Source organism: Flavobacterium sp., from assembly GCF_041392085.1.
In the GTDB taxonomy this organism is placed as follows: Bacteria; Bacteroidota; Bacteroidia; order Flavobacteriales; family Flavobacteriaceae; genus Flavobacterium.
This window is the reverse complement of record NZ_JAWKMW010000005.1, coordinates 67,057-86,541: the sequence shown is the minus strand read 5'-3', so window position 1 is coordinate 86,541 and position 19,485 is coordinate 67,057. Positions and strand designations below refer to the sequence as shown.

9 protein-coding genes and 1 tRNA gene are annotated in these 19,485 nt (G+C 35.3%); 5 read left to right on the top strand and 5 right to left on the bottom strand.

Annotation, left to right across the window (positions count from 1 at the left end; all coding sequences use genetic code 11):
• The first annotated feature begins 1 nt into the window (after position 1).
• The 4 genes from R2782_RS03400 to R2782_RS03385 all read left to right on the top strand — a co-directional run bounded on the left by R2782_RS03400 (position 2) and on the right by R2782_RS03385 (position 12,857).
• Positions 2-11,242: a T9SS type B sorting domain-containing protein gene (locus R2782_RS03400; RefSeq protein ID WP_371266670.1), complete on the top strand. Its 11,241-nt coding sequence runs from the start codon at positions 2-4 to the stop codon at positions 11,240-11,242.
• Positions 11,243-11,311: 69 nt separating this feature from the next.
• A complete protein-coding gene (locus tag R2782_RS03395; protein ID WP_371266669.1) occupies positions 11,312-12,250 on the top strand; it encodes a type IX secretion system membrane protein PorP/SprF in 939 nt (312 codons plus the stop codon).
• A 9-nt stretch (positions 12,251-12,259) separates the two neighbouring features.
• A complete protein-coding gene (gene folB, locus R2782_RS03390) occupies positions 12,260-12,619 on the top strand; it encodes a dihydroneopterin aldolase (protein WP_371266668.1) in 360 nt (119 codons plus the stop codon).
• A 167-nt stretch (positions 12,620-12,786) separates the two neighbouring features.
• A tRNA-Cys gene (locus tag R2782_RS03385) sits at positions 12,787-12,857 on the top strand.
• Positions 12,858-12,947: 90 nt separating this feature from the next.
• Here the strand turns inward: R2782_RS03385 and R2782_RS03380 are convergent.
• The 5 genes from R2782_RS03380 to rnr all read right to left on the bottom strand — a co-directional run bounded on the left by R2782_RS03380 (position 12,948) and on the right by rnr (position 18,155).
• Positions 12,948-13,730 carry a DUF1828 domain-containing protein gene (locus R2782_RS03380; RefSeq protein WP_371266667.1) on the bottom strand — a complete coding sequence of 261 codons (783 nt, stop codon included), beginning with the start codon at positions 13,728-13,730 and terminating at the stop codon, positions 12,948-12,950.
• Positions 13,727-14,227: a hypothetical protein gene (locus tag R2782_RS03375; protein ID WP_371266666.1), complete on the bottom strand. Its 501-nt coding sequence runs from the start codon at positions 14,225-14,227 to the stop codon at positions 13,727-13,729. Before R2782_RS03375 ends, R2782_RS03380 begins: the two co-directional genes overlap by 4 nt.
• Positions 14,228-14,408: 181 nt before the next feature.
• Complete coding sequence (locus R2782_RS03370) at positions 14,409-15,092, bottom strand: LysE family translocator (protein ID WP_371266665.1); 684 nt, start codon at positions 15,090-15,092, stop codon at positions 14,409-14,411.
• A gap of 88 nt (positions 15,093-15,180) precedes the next feature.
• Positions 15,181-15,849: a head GIN domain-containing protein gene (locus tag R2782_RS03365; protein WP_371266664.1), complete on the bottom strand. Its 669-nt coding sequence runs from the start codon at positions 15,847-15,849 to the stop codon at positions 15,181-15,183.
• Between the two features lie 128 nt (positions 15,850-15,977).
• The gene (rnr, locus tag R2782_RS03360) at positions 15,978-18,155 is read right to left on the bottom strand and encodes a ribonuclease R (protein WP_371266663.1); all 2,178 of its coding nucleotides are present in this window, start codon (positions 18,153-18,155) and stop codon (positions 15,978-15,980) included.
• A gap of 109 nt (positions 18,156-18,264) precedes the next feature.
• Here rnr and R2782_RS03355 point away from each other — a divergent pair, with 109 nt between their 5' ends.
• A complete protein-coding gene (locus R2782_RS03355) occupies positions 18,265-18,501 on the top strand; it encodes a DUF2007 domain-containing protein (protein ID WP_371266662.1) in 237 nt (78 codons plus the stop codon).
• Positions 18,502-19,485: the final 984 nt, after the last annotated feature.

Sequence of the window (19,485 nt, the reverse complement as noted above, 5' to 3'; positions counted from 1 at the left end):
AATGAAAACGCCCCAAATACCACAATTAAAAACAATCTTCCTACTCGGTTGTTTTTTGCTAATGAACTTGGCTGTTTATGCCCAAGTTGCCGTTCCTTTTACAGTTCGTTATGAACGAAATTTAAAGGGAGATATGACTTTAATTTCAAACGGAATTGTAAACAGACAAACTAATTCCGACGGTCCGAATGTGCCCTATAATGCAACCGGAAATTCATCGGAATACAATGACAACCTCAATATGCAATACATCGATATTGATGGGGATTCTTCCACCTTCAGTTCAAGTAGTGCCTCATTATTGTTGCCTGCAAGCGGTTGTAACAAAATTGTGTATGCCGGATTGTATTGGTCTGCAACCTATCGTTTTAACAACGGTTTTTCAACATCTCCGGGAGATGGAGACAATGTGCGTGAAAATGATTTTAATCAAATTAAATTAAAGTTACCGGGTGGGAGCTACCAAAACATTACCGGTCAATTGATTTTTGACGGATTTACCAGTCCTGACTTTATTGCCAACAGTCCGTATGCTTGTTATGCCGATATTACTTCTTTAGTAACAGGCTTGGCCAATCCAGAGGGAGAATATACTGTAGCGAACATCAGAGTTACGCAAGGACAAATCAATGGGGGAGGTGTTTCCGGCGGATGGACAATTTTCTTTGTATATGAAAATCCAACCATGACCGGAAAATATATCACGGCTTATGATGGTTTTGCAGGTGTTAGGGCAACAATCGGACAAACAGATATTAACTATACCGGGTTTACTACTTTACCTCCGCCCTTTCCGGTAAGAGCAAAATTAGCTTCAGCAGCCTTAGAAGGTGATAATAGAATTACAGGAGATCAATTGCTTTTCAGAGCGGCTTCCAACGCAACCTTTACTGCTTTAGGAAATACCTTAAATGCAACCAACAATTTCTTCAATAGTAGGTTAACACTAAATAATGTTGATTTTACAGACAGAGTACCTAACAGTTTGAACACATTGGGTTATGATGGCGATATAATGACTGTTGCGAATCCACTTAACAGTGTAATTCCAAATAATGAAACAGCAGCAACATTGCGAATTACCTCAACACAAGACACTTACTTTATGTTCTTCAATGCATTTAATATTGAAGTCATAGAACCGGATATTAAATTAGTAAAAACTGTCGAAGATTTAGCAGGAAACGACATCGGTGGGGCTGATGTTAACCTAGGGCAATTCTTAGATTATGTTATTACATTTCAAAATGTAGGGAATGATGACGCAACAAACGCAACGATTCGCGACATCTTACCCATCAATACCAGTTTCATTTCGGCTGATTTAAGTGGGGCTCCCGGGGTGACCTTCACGCATGATCCAGGTTTGGATGAATTGGTTTTTACTTTACCCGATAACTTAGTTGAAATTGGCGATCCGGTTTATACCATCCGCATTCGCGTTCAAGTGGCAACCACTTGTAGCGAATTGGAGGATGCTTGTTCAAACTTAATTCAAAATCAAGCCTATACTACTTATCGCGGAATATTAAACAGTAATTGGATATCGAATGACCCAAGTTTTGCCGGACTGGATAGTTGTGGATTTGGTCAACCGGGTCCGGCGAATTTTTTGGTCGATATCGACGATTGTATTTTTGAAAATGAAGCTTATTTATGTGGAACAGATTTAACACTTACTGCAGCAAATGGATACGAAACCTACACTTGGTACAACAGTTCTAATCAAGTAATCGGAAATACACAAACCATAACTGTTTCCAGTGTGGGAACCTATACAGTTGTGAATACGGCGACACCACCGTGTATTGGTATCACACAAACGTTTAATGTTTTATTATTTGGAGCAACACAAACCAATCCTGTGATTCCTTTTGCCGATGAGGTAGTAATTTGTCCAAATAATGGTGAACAATTGCCTTATATTTTCTTGTGTGGAACAAATGATAGTCAGCTCATTCAAACCGGAATCAGCGATGCAACCAGTATTGTTTGGGAAGTATTGAACGAGACCAGTTGTCCACCGGTTGGTATTGATACGTGTGCCAATAATAACCCGTCTTGTTCATGGAATCAAGTGGGAACGGGTGCCAATTTTAATGTAACAACCGCAGGACAATATCGCTTGACAATCAATTATCAAGATGGTTGTTTTACCCGTTTTTATTTTAATGTTTATACAAATTTACTAGACATTCAATATGTAACAACGAACATACTATGTAATACGCCGGGAAGCATCACAATTACGAATTTACCTTCGGATTATCAATTTCAATTGGTTGATCAAACGACCGGAAATATTTTAGTTCCCTACCAAAATAATCCGGTGTTTACTATTTCAGATGCGGGAGTTTATACGGTTCAAGTTACACAAATTGGGGTAACCGATGGTTGCGTTTTCGAACTACCAAACATCGGAATTCAAGAGAATGATTTTCAAGTAAATTTAATTCCTGAAAATACGAACTGTAACGGTTTTGGAAGTATTCGGGTACAAGCGAACGGAGCTCAACCACAATATCAGTTTAGTATCACTAATCCAATTACTGCAACAAGCGGGTGGGTTGTTGACAACGATTATACCTTTAACAACTTAAATCCGGGAACTTATACCGTTACTGTAGTAACAGAAGATGGTTGTTCATTTACTGGAACAGTAACCATTGAAGATGACAATAATCTGGCTTTAGTTGCTTCCGTTTCTCAAAATATTACGTGTAATCAAGGTAACATTTTAGTCAATCCTTCAGGTGGACAACCGCCTTATTCCTTTGCAATATACAGTTATAACGGAACATTATTAAATCCAACTGGAGCTGACTACCAAACCAGTGTTATTTTTGACATTGAATTTGGTCAACAAGGAACATATGTTTTTATTGTTGTAGATGCAAATAACTGTACCGCTTTATCAAATCCCGTAACAATTGAATTAGTTCCAAATGTTCAGTTCACGACAACGGTTCAAAATATAAATTGTTTTGGTCAGAATGATGGATCCATTAGCTATAATTTAACTTCATCTAATGGATTTCAAGTCTCTTATCAATTATTAGATGAAAACGGAAACATCATTAGTACCAATAATTCAGGGGTTTTCAATAATTTACCAGCCGGAAATTATACTGTTGTCTTAGTTCAATCACAAGGAAATCGAGTATGTGAATTCCCAACCGATTTTACCATTACTGAACCAACACCAATCACCGGTGTGGCAGAAATTACTGAAAATTATACATGTATAACAAACGCAGGAACAATCAATATTGTTCCGGGAAGCATATCTGGTGGAACGGCTCCCTATCAATTTAGCATTGATGGTGTAAACTTTGTTTCTTCTTCAGAATTTGCAGGTTTAACTTCCGGAAATTATACGATTTATATTCAAGATGCGAATGGTTGTATTTTCCAAACCAATAGTGTTGCTCTTGTTACACCTAATCAAATAACGGATGTAACTTTTAATGCAACAGCATTAACGTGTCCTGCACAAAACACAACGGTAACGGTTACACCAATCGGCGGAACTGCTCCCTTTACGTATGAAATTATCGCTCCTGCCGGACAAACAGTGAATAACGGAACTAATCCTGTGTTTGCTGGATTAACTACCGGAACGTATACGTTTGAAGTAACCGACAACAATGGTTGTACGTATCAAGAAACCTACACCATCAATCCACTACCAATTATTGATGTAATTGGTCAAACGATCAGTAATGTCGTTTGTTTTGGAGCTTCAAACGGAGAAATTTCGTTTTCGGTAAACCATTCAAATCCATACAATTATCAAATAGTTAATAGTTCAAATGCCGTGGTTGCTACAGCTACTAATTCAAATTTATCAACTATTTCACTTACGGGATTAACTGCTTCAACCTATACAATTACGGTAACAGATACAGTGACGAATTGTACAGACACGGCGACAGCTATTGTAGAAGCACCAAGCAGTGCATTAGCTTTCACATTTGTAGCCAATCAAATCAGTTGTAATTCCAACGGAAATGTACTCATTACTGCTACCGGCGGATGGGGAAGTTTTCAATACCAACTTACTCAACCCAATGGGGTAGTGGTAGGGCCTCAGTCTAATGCTACGTTTACAAATTTAACTCAATCCGGAACCTACACGATTTCGGTGAATGATATCAATGGTTGTGTTGTGAGCAACACGTTCAACCTAACTACACCAACCAATCCTGTTGCTGTAATTGCACCGTCATCCGATTTATGTTATGACGCTAATGGGGCTACATTAGTAATTGCAGTGACAGGAGGTGTAGTTCCTTATACCTACAGTATCAACGGAAACCCATCTCAAAATTCAAACACATTTGCCAATTTAACACCTGGTAGTTATACGGTAACTGTAATCGATTCCAATGGATGTACCGCAACTGTTTCGCAAATCATACAACCTGAATTAACGGGAGATGTATCCTTAACGAAAGGATTAGATTGTACGGCATTACCAAATGCTCAAATCTCAGCCGCAATTGCTGGCGGATTAGCTCCGTTTACTTATCAAGTTGCTTTTAATGGTGGAGCTTTTGGAACATCCACAAATGTAGTTGGAACTAACTTTGTCTATTCAACAGCAAATGCTGGAGATTATCAATTTCTAATTACTGATGCACAAGGATGTACTTTTACAAGTCAGACGATTACCGTTGAACCCTTAACATTACCGGAAATTACATCTGTTGTAGAGCTACATGGCATTTTATGTAATGGAGGAAATGAAGGAGAAATTCAAATCAATACCAATAATGCAGTTGGATTCGCTCCTTTCGTTATAGAAGTAATCAATACGACAACCGGAGTAAATTACGGAACGCAAACATCCGGATTAACGGCCGGAATTTATCAAATTACATTAACAGATGCTAATTCGTGTACCGATACAGCATCCATTACATTAACAGAACCTAATCCAATTGCTTTCACGATAGCTACTGTAGATATTACGTGTAACAATCCGGGTGGTACTTCTTATGGTGAAATAATCGTGCAAGGTGTAGCCGGTGGAACAACTCCATATACGTATGTTTTAAATAATAATTTCGGATTTATTGCTTCCTACACTCCGGTATCCAATGAAAATCATTCATTCCAAATTCTGGATTTCGGAATTTATAATGTGGAAGTTATCGATGCTAATGGATGTGTCTTTTTAGTTGATGAAATTATTATTGCTTCTCCGCCAAGTGATTTGATTATTGATGTTTCAGCTTCAACAACGGATTGTGTGAATGGTGGAACTGCTGTAATTACTGTAACTTCTGCTGTAAGTAGCGGTTCGTATGAGTTTGCGATTTTAGAAACCAATACGCTTCCTTATTCTTCCAGTTATCAACCGGCAGATGCGGGAACTCCTGAAACATCAACATTCACAGGATTAGTTCCGGGTGTAACATACACGTTTGTAGTACACGATTTAATAACCGATTGTTATTATTTTAAAACTGCCGACACACCAATTAACACACCCTCTAATTTAACATCCGTATTGGATGTGATTGGAAATGTGAGCTGTACCGGAAGCAACGATGGTTTTGTGAATTTTACATTTGATAATTATGATGCTACTGCTACAAGTGTTTCCTATGAAGTATTTAATTCTCAATCAAATACTTCTACCGGAATTACAGGAACTTCATCACCACTAGGCGGACCAATTTCTGTTACAAATCTTGGACCATTAGCTCCCGGAATTTATTACATTTTATTTACTGAAAATGGCGGAACCTTAACCGGTTGTAGTAGTGCTTCGGTTCCGTTTACCATTTCTCAGTCAACCAATTTATTGCAAGTAACTGCAAATGTTACTCGTAATGACAACTGTTTAAATAACAGAGGAAGAATCACAGCAACCGGTCAATTTGGAACAGCTCCTTATCAATATCAATTGGTAGTTGCCGGTGATCCGGCTCCAACAGTAGTAACGTGGGCAGGTAGTGTAACCAATGTTTTCAATGTGGAAGGCGGAAATTATGTGGTTTATATCAAAGATGCCAACGGTTGTATTCAGTCAGCTCCAGTATTTGTTCCAACGGATCCTTCTCCTCAAATTGCTGCAACGGTAACTAATTTATGTACAGCTGCTCAAGGCGATTTCACCATTGAAGTGACCTTAACAACAGCCGGCATTGCTCCTTATACATTCAGTTTAAATGGCGGAACTTTCCAAACGCAAACCGTTCCAACGTTCACTTATACCAACTTAAATTCAGGAAATTACTCCATTAGAGTGAGAGATTTTAATGGTTGTATTCATACTGTAAACCTTACTATTCCTGCTCCGTTGAACTTAACTCCTGCAATTACAGCGCAAACTTCTTGTGCTAATAACGACGGAATTATTACCGTAACGCCTTTCGGAGGAAGCGGAACTTTTACGTATGAATTACAAAATAATGTGGGTGGAGTAATTGTAACTGCTCAAGCTTCTTCAATTTTTAATGGATTAGCTTCCGGAAATTATGTAGTAGTTATTAACGATACAACCACGGGTTGTTCTGCTCAAGCTCCAATTGAATTAGAGCCTGCTATTCCTGTAACTTTCACTACAACACACAATGATGTAAGTTGTAATGGCGGAAATGATGGAAGTATCACAGTGACTTTACCATCATCCAACGATAACCCGATTTACACGTATGTTTTAACAGATGGTGTAAATGCTCCAATTTCTCAAAACAATGGCGTTTTCACGGGATTAGCAGCCGGAACATATACAATCACGGTTACTTCGGCTAGAAATTGTTCGTTACAAGAAATCATTGTAATTGATGAACCGGCTTTATTAACAGTTTCTGCAACAGCAACCGATTTTGCTTGTGATGCTTCCAATGTGGTTCAAACGGCAACGATTACAGCCACAGCCAATTTTGGAACAACTCCGTATGTTTACAGCATTAACGGAACGAACTTCTTTGCATCCAACACATTTACAATTGTAGATAATGGAAGTGTTCAAAACATTACTGTGACTGTTCGCGATGCTAATAATTGTTTAGCGACAACTCTTGTGAATATTAATCCATTACCAACTATTGCTGCAGTTACTGCAACAACGGTAACGAATTTAACGTGTACAAATGACGGATCCGTTCAAATTAATGTAACCGGTGGGTCCGGAGATTTCACTTTTGAATTATTACCGCAAGGCAGTCAGCCTGCCATCACACCGGGAAGTGGCGTTTTCAGTACTAACTTTACGTTGACTGAACCTGGAACCTATACATTCCAAGTAACAGATAATGTTACAGGATGTTATTTTACAACAGCTCCTTATACAATTGCTCCTTTTGATACAATTGAAGCAAGTATCATCAACTCATCAGCTGTAACTTGTTATGGCGATACAGATGGAACGATAACTGTAAATGTGTTAGGTTATGTTGGAAATGTAACCTATGATGTAATAGACATTCAAGGAAATACAGTTGCTTCGGGAAGTGGAAATACAACTGTAAATCCATTCATTGTTTCCGGATTATCGGGTGGAAACTATCAAGTGGTTGTTACAGCTACTGAAACACCTTTCTGTACAGCTACATCCAACTTTGCCGTTGTTTCTTCGCCAAGTGAGCTATTAGTTTTAACTGCGAATGAAACAGCAAATGTGACGTGTACAAACAATTTAGGTGAAATTTTTGCCACTGCAACAGGCGGATGGGGAACGTATCAATATGAATTGGTCAACAACACGACTGCTACAACCATTCAACCTTTTGGAGCCAATTCGTTATTCACAGAACTTACTGCCGGAAATTATACAGTTTCTGTACAAGATGCCGGTGGATGTTTAGTAAGTGCAACGGTTATTCTGGTTCAACCGAGTTTCATTTCAGCTAACCTTACTTCTACCAATACTAATTTACTTTGTAATGGTGATACAAATGCCTCTGTAACCGCTACAAATGTAACCGGAGGACAAGTAACATATCAATATATTTTAAATACGTATGATGCAACCGGAACAACAATTGTAACCAGTTCAGCAGGACAAACAAGTCCAACTTTTGATGGATTAGGTGCCGGAATTTACAGCATCACCATCACCGACGGATGGAATTGTGATTTTACAACCAACAGCATCACAATAACTGAACCAACTCCGGTTGTTGCTTCATTAACATTGACTAGTTCATTGACATGTCTAAATGATGCGGTTATCACTGTTTCTGCTTCGGGCGGAACGGCTCCATATCAATACAGTACAGATGGAGTGAACTTTACCAATACAACGGTTTATACTGTTGGTCACGGAACCTATCAATTTTTTGTAAGAGATGCCAATAATTGTGAAATTGTTCAAACCAATCAAATTACGATAGAAACAATTCCTGATTTAGAGTTGAATTTGAATCTGAATAGTGCTAACATCAACTGTTTTGGAGAAAGTACAGCAACGATAATTGCTAACACAACAGGTGGTTTAGGAAATTACAGTTACACCCTTTTAGACGATGCAAATAACGTAATTGCCGGTCCACAAGCTAGTGGAACATTTACTAATCTTCCATCTGGGAATTATATTGTTGAGGTGGATAGTGTGGATTGTAATGAGGTCTCATCAGTTATCCAAATCACTGATCCGCAAGAATTGATGATTTCTAATTTGACTGTTAATAATGTTTTATGTCATGGTGGTGCAAACGGAAGTGTTTCCATCCAAACGACAGGCGGAACAGGAACGGTTCAATATGCGATTTCACCTAACTTGAATCAATTCTTTAACACCGGAACATTTAACAATTTGGCTCCGGGTAATTATGATATTATCGTTCAAGATCAAAACGGCTGTTTTATTTTATTAGACGTAGAAATCACAGAACCCGCTCCTTTAGTTGCTGATGTTGATTTAACATCTGTTGTTCAAAATTTATGTTTAGGTGATAATGATGGTTCATTTACAGTTCTTATCTCTGGCGGAACTGCTCCGTATTCAACTAGTTTGAATAACCAAGATCCAAATGCTTTTGTTGAAGGACAATTATCGTTCACGGGATTAGTTGGTGGAACTGATTACTTCATCTTTGTAAAAGATGCTAACGGTTGTGAAACGATAGCGTACATCTTCCTAGATGCTCCGGTAGAAGTAATTCCAACCATTGAATCAGTGGTTTATAACTGTACCGGAAATGTGCCGGGTAACATAGTAACTGTTGCTGTTAATGCTTCCGCCGTTGGAAATGTTCAATATGCTATCGATGGTGGAACGTATCAAACTTCTAACGTGTTTATAAATGTTCCGGCAGGAAATCACACTATTTCAGTTCAACACACAAACGGTTGTATCAAAACTGTTGATGTGAATATCGATGATAATCAACCGTTGAAAGCTACTTTATCAAGTGTTCAAAACGTACTTTGTAACGGTGAATCAACCGGAAGCGTAACGGTTGATGTAACCGGAGGAACCGGAACGATTGAGTATGCGATTTCACCAAACTTAACCACATTTACCACAAACAATGTGTTTACGAATTTAGCAGCAGGAACATATGACATTATTGTTCGTGACGGAATTGGATGTAGTGTAACGCAACAAGTTATCATTACTGAACCAACCATTGTAACTTCATCCGTTTCAGCTTTAGTACAGGAATTATGTACCGGCGATGGTAATGCAAGCATTACAATTGCAGTAAACGGTGGTGTTGCTCCTTATTCAACAAGTTTAAATAACCAAACTAACTTTGTTGCGAATCAATTTACGTATACTAATTTAACCGGTGGACAAACCTATACGATTTTCATTCAAGATGCGAATGGTTGTATTTCATCCCTACCGGTAACATTAGATGCTGCGGTAACTATCGCTCCTAGTGTTGAGGTAACGTATGTATGTGCTGGTAATGTAGTTGGAAATACAGTAACCGTTAGTGTAGATGCTGCAGTTGAAAATGATGTCACTTATTCGTTAGATGGAGGAGCCTTTCAAACATCAGCAACTTTCAACAATATTGCAGTTGGCAATCATACCATCACGGTGAGACATGCGAATGGTTGTGAACAACAAGTGCAGTTTACTATCAATCCATCAACACCTATTCAAGCCGTATTTACGCAAGTAGATGTAAAATGTCACGGTGAATCAACCGGTTCGTTCCAGGTATCTGCATCAGGAGGTAGCGGTGTTTTAGAATTTGCGGTTTCACCTAACTTGACAGATTTTGGCTCAAACCAAACATTTACCAATTTACCGGCTGGAGATTACACAGTGATTGTTAGAGATGAAATTGGTTGTACTATCGAATTAAACATCACAATCAACGAACCGAATGTGTTAGACGCATCTTTAGTAACCATGTTCCCTGATTTGTGTGCAGGCGACAATGTCGGTGCAATTGAAATAGCAATCAATGGTGGAACCGCTCCTTACGCAACCAGCCTGAACAACGAAAACAACTATACCCCAAACCGTATTTTGTTTGAAAATTTAGCAGGCGGACAATCCTATACCATCTATGTAAGAGATGCCAACGGATGTGTAACTACATTGGAAGTTGACGTAGACGGCGGAATTACAATAGCCCCTGCGGCAAATGTAATATATGGTTGTTTTGGCGACGCTGCTTTTAATACAGTTACCATTAAAGTTATGCAAGGATTGGATTCAGAAGTTACCTATTCGCTTAATGGCGGAGCATTCCAAAACGAAAATGTATTCACCAATTTAGCAAATGGAAACCATACGGTAACCGTTTTTCATGAAGGTGGCTGTATAGAAACAGTTGAATTTACTATCACCAACTATACGCCTATAGTGTTGACATTAGCTGAAACCTATCAAAATCAGTTTACAGCTACAACAACGGGGGGAACAGGTAATTATACTTATTACCTAAATGGTGTAAACTACGGATACAATGATGTCTTCCAAATATTAGCTACCGGAACTTATACTGTAGTTGTAACGGATGAAAACGGTTGTACTGCCGAAGCTCAAATTAACATGGAATTTATAGACATCGATATTCCAAACTTCTTTACACCGAATGATGACGGTGATAATGATACATGGGTTCCGGAAAATTTAGAAGGATTCCCTAATGCACGCGTAGAAGTTTTTGACCGCTACGGAAGAATTATTACCCAATTTGGCCACAAAGGCGAGTGGGATGGAACTTACAACGGATCACTGTTACCTACCGGTGATTATTGGTACACCATCACGCTCGACGGCGGAAGACAATTTGTTGGAAACGTTACCCTTTACAGATAAAAATTTTTAATAATGCCAACTCCAAATCGCCACAAGTTTGGAGTTGGTTTAACCCAAAAACCTACAACCATGAAAAAATTAGCCCCATTTTTCATTTTACTTGCTTGTTTAAGCGGAAAAACACAAGAGTTAAACCTACCTTCCTTTACGCAATATTTGGCAGATAATCCTTTTATAATTTCGCCGGTATATGCCGGAATTGGAGACCATGTGAAAATTAGAGCCAACGGATTTACACAATGGGTTGGCATTAAAGATGCACCCGAAAATATGTCGCTTGCTGCTGATATGCGAATTCACGATCAATCCGGAATCGGTTTGTATTTGTACAGTGATAAAAACGGAAACACACGTCAATCGGGAGCAAAAGTGAGTTTTGCCCATCATATTGTGATTGATAAATATGCCGAACAATTTGTTTCGTTTGGAATTTCGTATGCTTTAAATCAGTTTCGAATTGAAATTGAAAATTTTACAGGACAAGATATGGCTGTTGTTGACGACAGAAGACTAACTAACCACAACGTGGATGTTGGTTTTTTGTATCGTAAAAACGGCTTCTACGGAAGTTTTACGGTGGCAAATTTATTAAACAAAAATTTGGATGTTTTTAATGATATAGAACCGTTGGAACTTCGCAATTATCAAGTGTTTACAGGCTACAAATGGCGAAGCAGTTCCAACAGTGATTTTGAAGTAGAACCCTCCGGATTTTTTCAATATTTTGAAAGTGATCAAAGATCAACGACCGACTTGAATTTGAAGCTGCGTTTTTATAACTTTGAGGATTATTATTGGGCAGGTGTTTCCTATCGGTTTTTAAATGATCAATTGTTAGAACCTTTGAATATTGGTCCGATGTTGGGATTAAAAAGAAGTAATTTTTATTTCGCTTATTCCTATCAAATCACGCTCAACAAATTGGTGAATTACAATTCGGGTACCCACATGGTTACGCTTGGGATAGATATTTTCCAAGGCATTAGCAACTGTCCGTGTACTTATTAAAAACAACAAATGGGAACAATTAAATTACAAAACATCCGAACATTTTCGTTTCATGGCTGTTTGATGGAGGAAAGTAAAATTGGCTCCGATTATTCGGTTGATTTAGAAGTTAAAACCGATATGCGAAAATCGGCTGTTTCAGATGATTTGCATGATACAGTAGACTATGTTCACCTGAATAAAGTGGTTGTGGAAGAAATGGCTATTCGCTCCAAGTTATTGGAACACGTAGCCCATCGAATTATCAAACGCATTTTTGATGAACTTCCGGCTGTTTCACGCGTGATGGTTTCTGTTTCTAAACTGAATCCGCCTATTGGTGGTGATGTGGAAGCGGTTACGGTGGTGATGGAGGAGTATAGGAGTTGATAGTTTGGAGTAGGGAGTTAAAAGGTTGCGGGGTTTTTTCGTAAAATTGTCATCCTGACAAAGGAAGGATCTCTTGACTTTAAGAATAAGGTTACTTTTACAAAAGTTTTTTAAAGTTTAGCTTTTTAACTTTAAACTTTTTAATTACATTTGCCGTCCAACGATAAGGCGTCGTGGCCGAGCGGCTAGGCACCGGTCTGCAAAACCGTCTACCCCGGTTCGAATCCGGGCGATGCCTCAAAATTAAAGCTTCTTTTTCAAGAAGCTTTTTTTGTTTTAAATTTGAATACTATTAAATTACCTTTAACCAAGTTACTGTTTAAAGTGTTTACGCAGAAATAAGCTGTTTACTTCTCTCTGAATCTCGCTCAGACCATAGAATATAATCTGCATTTTTAGATTTAAGTGCATCTAAAAATTCAGTTCTAACTTCTTTATCAATATCATTTATTATTGCAATTGCGTTCACACTCTTTTTAGTTATTTTTTCACGTACTGGTTTTATATCATCCCATGAAAAAAGAAAAGAAGGTAAATTAGATTTATTTATTGTATTGAATGATTTAATGACAATCTCTTTATCTTTTTTTGCAATTTGAAAATCAAAATTGAATTCCAAACCTGTTGAACCTTTAGAAATAAAATCAGGAGTATAAATTACTTCATATGAATCTAGATAGTTTCTAACGTCTTCTTTAAAAATTGAAGCTACATTATGATTAGATAATACATATAAGTCGTTAATTTCAATAATTGCAGATAAAAAATTATGTTTTGTTTGAGAAAAATTATCAATATTTGCTTCAATTAATAACTCTTCATTCTCAACTTTAACTCCATAATTTAATAATATTGAATCCAATATTGTTTTTCTTCGTTTGGATCCTTGTATATGTAAACCTTGTAGCTCTAAATTAGACATTGTTTCACCATTGTCACTTAACTTTAATAAATTACCATCCTTTTGAGCATAAATTTCAATTGTATCATTAAATGCTCCAACAAAAGGTGTGCTTATTAGAAACCATTCAGTATTAGAATCCTTTTGAATAAAAGTTTTTTCTTTTAACCAATTGTAATAATTACTAACATATGTATTTACCCAATTCAAAGTATTGCTTGTTGAATATTAATTAATGACTTTAAATTTATCTTTCGAGCAAAGTTAATTATTAAATCTGATATGTCTGAAGGATGTGTAATATCTTTAACAGGAAAGTCGCTTTCTGTTAAAGGAATTGCCCAAGCTAAAGGTTTGTAACCTTCAACATAAAAATGAACATGAGATTCAGACGGATCAAACCATTTATCTGCAAATGGAATAAGAAATTCTGGTAATGTGGGAAGAATAGTTGAAGGATTGTGATGACCTCCTCTAAAGTCGATTCTTAATAAACCAATATAAGAGTTACATTCTAAATGATGTATTGAAGTTTTAAGTATAATTTTCTGATTTGTAGTTATTTCAACCCAAAATTGATAATCAGAATCTTGATGTGAAATCAATTCTAATCTATTTTTCTTTTTTGATAAATCTACTGTTTGATTAGGATTAGAGAGAACTTTTTCTAATTCCAATAAATAATTTGCTTCCTGATTTGTTAGCATTTTTATTAATATTACTTCTATGTATAATTTCTAACCAATATTACTAAATTTTAATTAAAAATATAACATTGGTTTATCATAAAACTAAAAATATAACAAATTTTAATTTAATAAGTTCATTATTTTTATATTTAGAACTGAAAAAGACTAAAAGCTAAAAACTTACATTTTTTGGAAAAAATCACTCCTTCATCCTCTCAAACTTCTCCTTAATCATTTCCTTTTCCTCAGGAAAAAAACCTTGAATGATTAAAAAGAACCCGAAAATCATTAAAACTACACTGATAACACGTTTAATTTTATAAATAATATAAGGCGTTAAACGGTTTTTGAGTTGTTTGGCTAAAATGATTTTAACAATATCGGTGATAAGGTAAGTAATGAGAATAACCGACATAAAAAGGACAATCCGACTGGGATTCATATTCATTTGCGGACCAAAAACAATGATGATACCTACCCAAAAACCCAACACACCAATATTGATGAAGTTTAGTAAAAAACCTTTAAAAAATAAACCTAAGTAATTGTTTTTAGGTAGAATATCCTGTTCTATATCTGTTTGTAAATGCTTCTTTTTATTGTTTTTTTCTTTGATAAAGGAAATCAAACCAAACAAAAACATAATAACACCTCCAAAAATAAACAGACTTGGGTCGTCTTTAAGTTTTTCCAGCAATTGATTAGTACTGAAATAAGCAATCAAAATAAAAACCAAATCACCAAAAACAACGCCTAAATCAAATGTCATAGCTGCTTTAAAACCTTTGGTTATACTGGTTTCTATCAGTACAAAAAACACAGGACCAATGGTAAAAGCCAAAAGAATTCCCCACGGAATGGCAGCTAAAATATCGTTAAGCATGAATGTTTGTTTCAAGTTTCAGGTTTCAAGTTTAACCCAAACTTTATAAAGGCTAATTTAAAATTTAAAATTCAAATGAACACACTTCTTAGTTCATTTCTTTAATTGAACCTCCTAAAACTGTTTTTTGGTCTATTTGTTTTGGTTTTCCGTAAATATAAATATAACCACCGGCTCTTACTTTAGCATCCACATAATCGGTGGCATGAATACTGGCATTTCCACCGGCATTAATGCTCACAGTAGTTTGATTGGAATTGAATTTATTTGCATTTACTTCACCTCCGGAAGTAACGATAACCTCTTGATTTTGAGTAGTTCCGGTAATATTTATTTTTCCACCGGTAGAAGCTTTACTATTGCATTTTTGCACATTTAATGCAATTTTAATTTCTGCTCCTTCTTTGGTATTTAATTCAAAATTAACAGCCGTTATTGTTTTTTCAGCATTCACATACGAACCTTCACTGGCTTCTACACCTTCTAATTTCTTGTAATAAACGGTGGCTTCAATAGTTTCTCCTTTGAGTAATTTAGTCAATGGCATACGGATTTTTAAATCACCATTGTTATTCACTACTTCCACTTCTGCCGCTCTTGAACCTTTGATTTCAACTTTATTTTCATTGGAAGGAATGAGCTGAGCTGAAATTCTGTCAAATACTTTTACCGTTGTAAAATCGCCCGGACTTTTGGTTACCGTTTGAGCAAAAAGGGGAGAAGTAGCTAAAATAAAAAGGAAAATGATTTTTTTCATGATGTAATAATTTTGATGATTGATTAGCTCAAAAATAATACCATTTTATAAATAATTAGTTATTACAAATACGTATAACATTAAAAAACGTACAGGAAAACAGTCAACAGAAAACCGATAACAGACAACTACTCTTTCCTTCTAATAAAATGAAAATCCAATTGTTTCTTTACCAAATCGGCATTTTTTACTTTAACGTACACTTCGTCGCCTAATTGTAAAATACTCTTAGAAACTTCACCTACCAACGCATATTGTTTTTCATCAAACACATAATAATCTTCGCGAATTTCTCGGATTCTCACCATGCCTTCGCATTTATTTTCGATGATTTCTACATAAATTCCCCATTCTGTAACTCCGGAAATGACTCCTAAAAACTCCTGATCTTTATGATCTTGCATGTATTTCACTTGCATGTATTTGATACTATCTCGTTCGGCTTGAGCTGCCAAATTTTCCATATCAGACGAATGAGCACATTTTTCTTCGTACAATTCAGCCGAAGCCGATTTTCCGCCGTCCAAATAATACTGCAACAAACGATGCACCATCACATCAGGATAACGACGAATAGGCGAGGTAAAATGCGAATAATAATCAAACGCTAATCCGTAATGTCCAATATTTTCAGTAGAATAAACCGCTTTGCTCATACTTCGGATAGTCAACGTATCTACTAAATTTTGCTCTTTTTTTCCGTTTACTTCATTTAATAAATTATTCAAGGATTTCGAAATATCTTGTTTGGATTTGAAATTTATTTTATAACCAAATTTTGAAATCACCGTTTGTAAATTGATTAATTTATCTTCATTGGGTTCATCGTGAATTCTATACACAAAGGTTTTCTTTTGTTTTCCTATAAATTCCGCCACTTTTCGATTGGCCAACAGCATGAATTCTTCAATTAAATGATTGGCATCTTTAGATACTTTAAAGAAAACACCCACCGGTTCTGCCTGTTCATTCAAATTGAATTTTACTTCTACTTTATCAAATGAAATTGCTCCGTTTGCCATTCGTTTTTGACGTAAAATTTTAGCTAATTCATCCAATTTTAAAGTAGCTTCTATCACTTTTTCATCTACTTTATAATCTTTTCCGGTTAACGAAATTTCAGCCGGAATTACCTCTTTTTTAGTTTCAATAATGTATTGTGCTTCTTCATACGCAAAACGCTGATCAGAATAAATTACCGTTCTTCCAAACCATTGATTCACTACTTCTGCTTTGGGTGAAACTTCAAAAACGGCAGAGAAGGTAAATTTATCCTCATGTGGATTCAACGAACACGCATCGTTGCTTAACACCTCAGGAAGCATCGGAACCACACGATCGACTAAATAAACCGATGTAGCTCGTTTATACGCTTCATCGTCCAAAATGGTTCCTTCTTGTAAATAGTGGGAAACATCAGCAATGTGAATACCTATTTCGTAATTTCCATTGTCTAATTTTTCAAACGATAACGCATCATCAAAATCTTTGGCATCTTTTGGATCTATCGTAAACGTTAACGTTTTTCGCATATCGCGACGTTTGGCAATTTCTTCTTCAGTTACGGAAGTATCAATTTTGTTGGCATACGCTTCTACTTCAATCGGAAAATCATATGGCAAACCATATTCAGCTAAAATAGCGTGAATTTCGGTATTGTGCTCACCGGGTTTTCCCAACACTTTAATTACTGAACCAAACGGACTATCTGCTTTTTTTGGCCAATCTTCCATTTTTACCAATACCACATCACCATGTTCGGCATCACCCATTTTATTTTTTGGAATAAAAATATCGGTGTACATTTTGGCATTGGCAGTAGTGACAAAAGCAAAATTCTTTTGCACATCTATTACACCTACAAATTCAGTTTTAGCTCGTTCAAGAATTTCTAAAACTTCTGCTTCGGGTCGCCTAGAACTTCTTCGGTTATAGATATACGCTTTTACTTTATCATTATCTAAAGCATGATTCAAATTGATGAACGGAATAAACACATCTTCTTCCAATTCATCACAAATAAAATAGCCGGTTTTTCGGGAAGTCATATCGATGGTTCCTTCGTAATATTCTGCTTTGGATACCATTTGGTATTTACCAATTTCGGTTTCGTGAATTTTATCCTGAGCTTTTAGAATTTTTAAATCGCGGATAATTTCGTTTCTGCTTTTGGTATCAGATAGTTCTAAAACAGCTGCTATTTGTTTGTAATTGAATGATTTATTGGGTTCTTTGGATAATATTTTGAATATTTGTGCGGTAAAATCTTTATTCTTTTTACCTAATTTTTTGGGTTTCTTACTCATACTTCTTTTCTAATAATGCTGAAAATTACGAATAAGATAGGAGATAATAGAATTTACAAAGTAGATTTATTGAAAATATAACTTTTGTATCTTTATGAAAATTTGAAAAATGAAAGACTTTGTAACTGTTGCCGTATTTTCTTTACCGTCCGAGATAGCTGTTTTAAAATCAATTTTCGAAAAAGAAGGTATTCATTATTTTTTTGAAAATGAAACAATCGTCTCAATCGATCCGTTTGCGAGTATTGCGTATGGCGGAATTAAATTAAAAGTGCATCACAATGATGTGGAAGTGGTAAGAGGAATTTTAGATAATTTGGATAGTCATTTGCGAATTGTAGAATAATAATTATGAAAAATTTACTTCAGATTGGTTCCGGTATTTTTATTTTTTTAATAGCATCTTCTGTCAAACATTTAATAGAAGTTGTTATTTTCGATTTTCTATTAATTTTAAAAGTTGATCATCATTTAAATTTCTACTTGACAAATCTTGTTAGTTATTCAAGTCTTTTTATAGTTCTATTAGTATTAGTAAAAAGGTTTGAAAAAAAATTGAAATTAAATTTTGAAAAAAAAATTCTTTTGAAATTATTCATAACTTACTTTTTAATTCAACTATTACAATTTTTATATAGCTTATACTTATCAGAATATTTATTTATTAATTACACAGAAAAATATAAACTACAATTCATTGAAACTATTACAAATTCTGCATTCTATATGACACTAAATCCAATTTTTATTTATATATCTCATATAATCATTTTTATTTTCTTTTATATCAAAATTAAAAAGAACACAGATTTATAAAACTTTAAACTTCTTCCATCTCCCAACTTCCCGCTTCCATCCAAAACTCAAATAGTTTTCAACATTCATTAAAAACAACAAAAAGAAATTTTAAATTAATTTTAATTTTATGATGGTTATTATGGTGTGTTAATTTGTAGAAAAACTTTTTTGATAAAAAATTTGAAATACAGTTTCAATTTGTTTTACAAAATTATTAACAGCTTTTTGAGAAGTTAAAAACTTGAAAATGATGTAATTTTTGGTTTTTATTAACAGTTGTTAATAGTCAATTGTAAATTAAAATTTTGAATAAGTTTAGTAAAAAAAACTGTTGAAAACCGAGTTGAAAAAGTTGATAATTTTTAAGTAAAAATTTAAAACTAAAGTTGATTTTTTCATTTCAATTTTTGATTAGAAAAAAAATGTTACCTCATTAAAATACTTCTAAAATTCTATCTCAATTTATCAACAACCGATGTTAATTTAATGTTACCTGAATATCAAGCAATTATAAAATGCTGTTAACAATGGA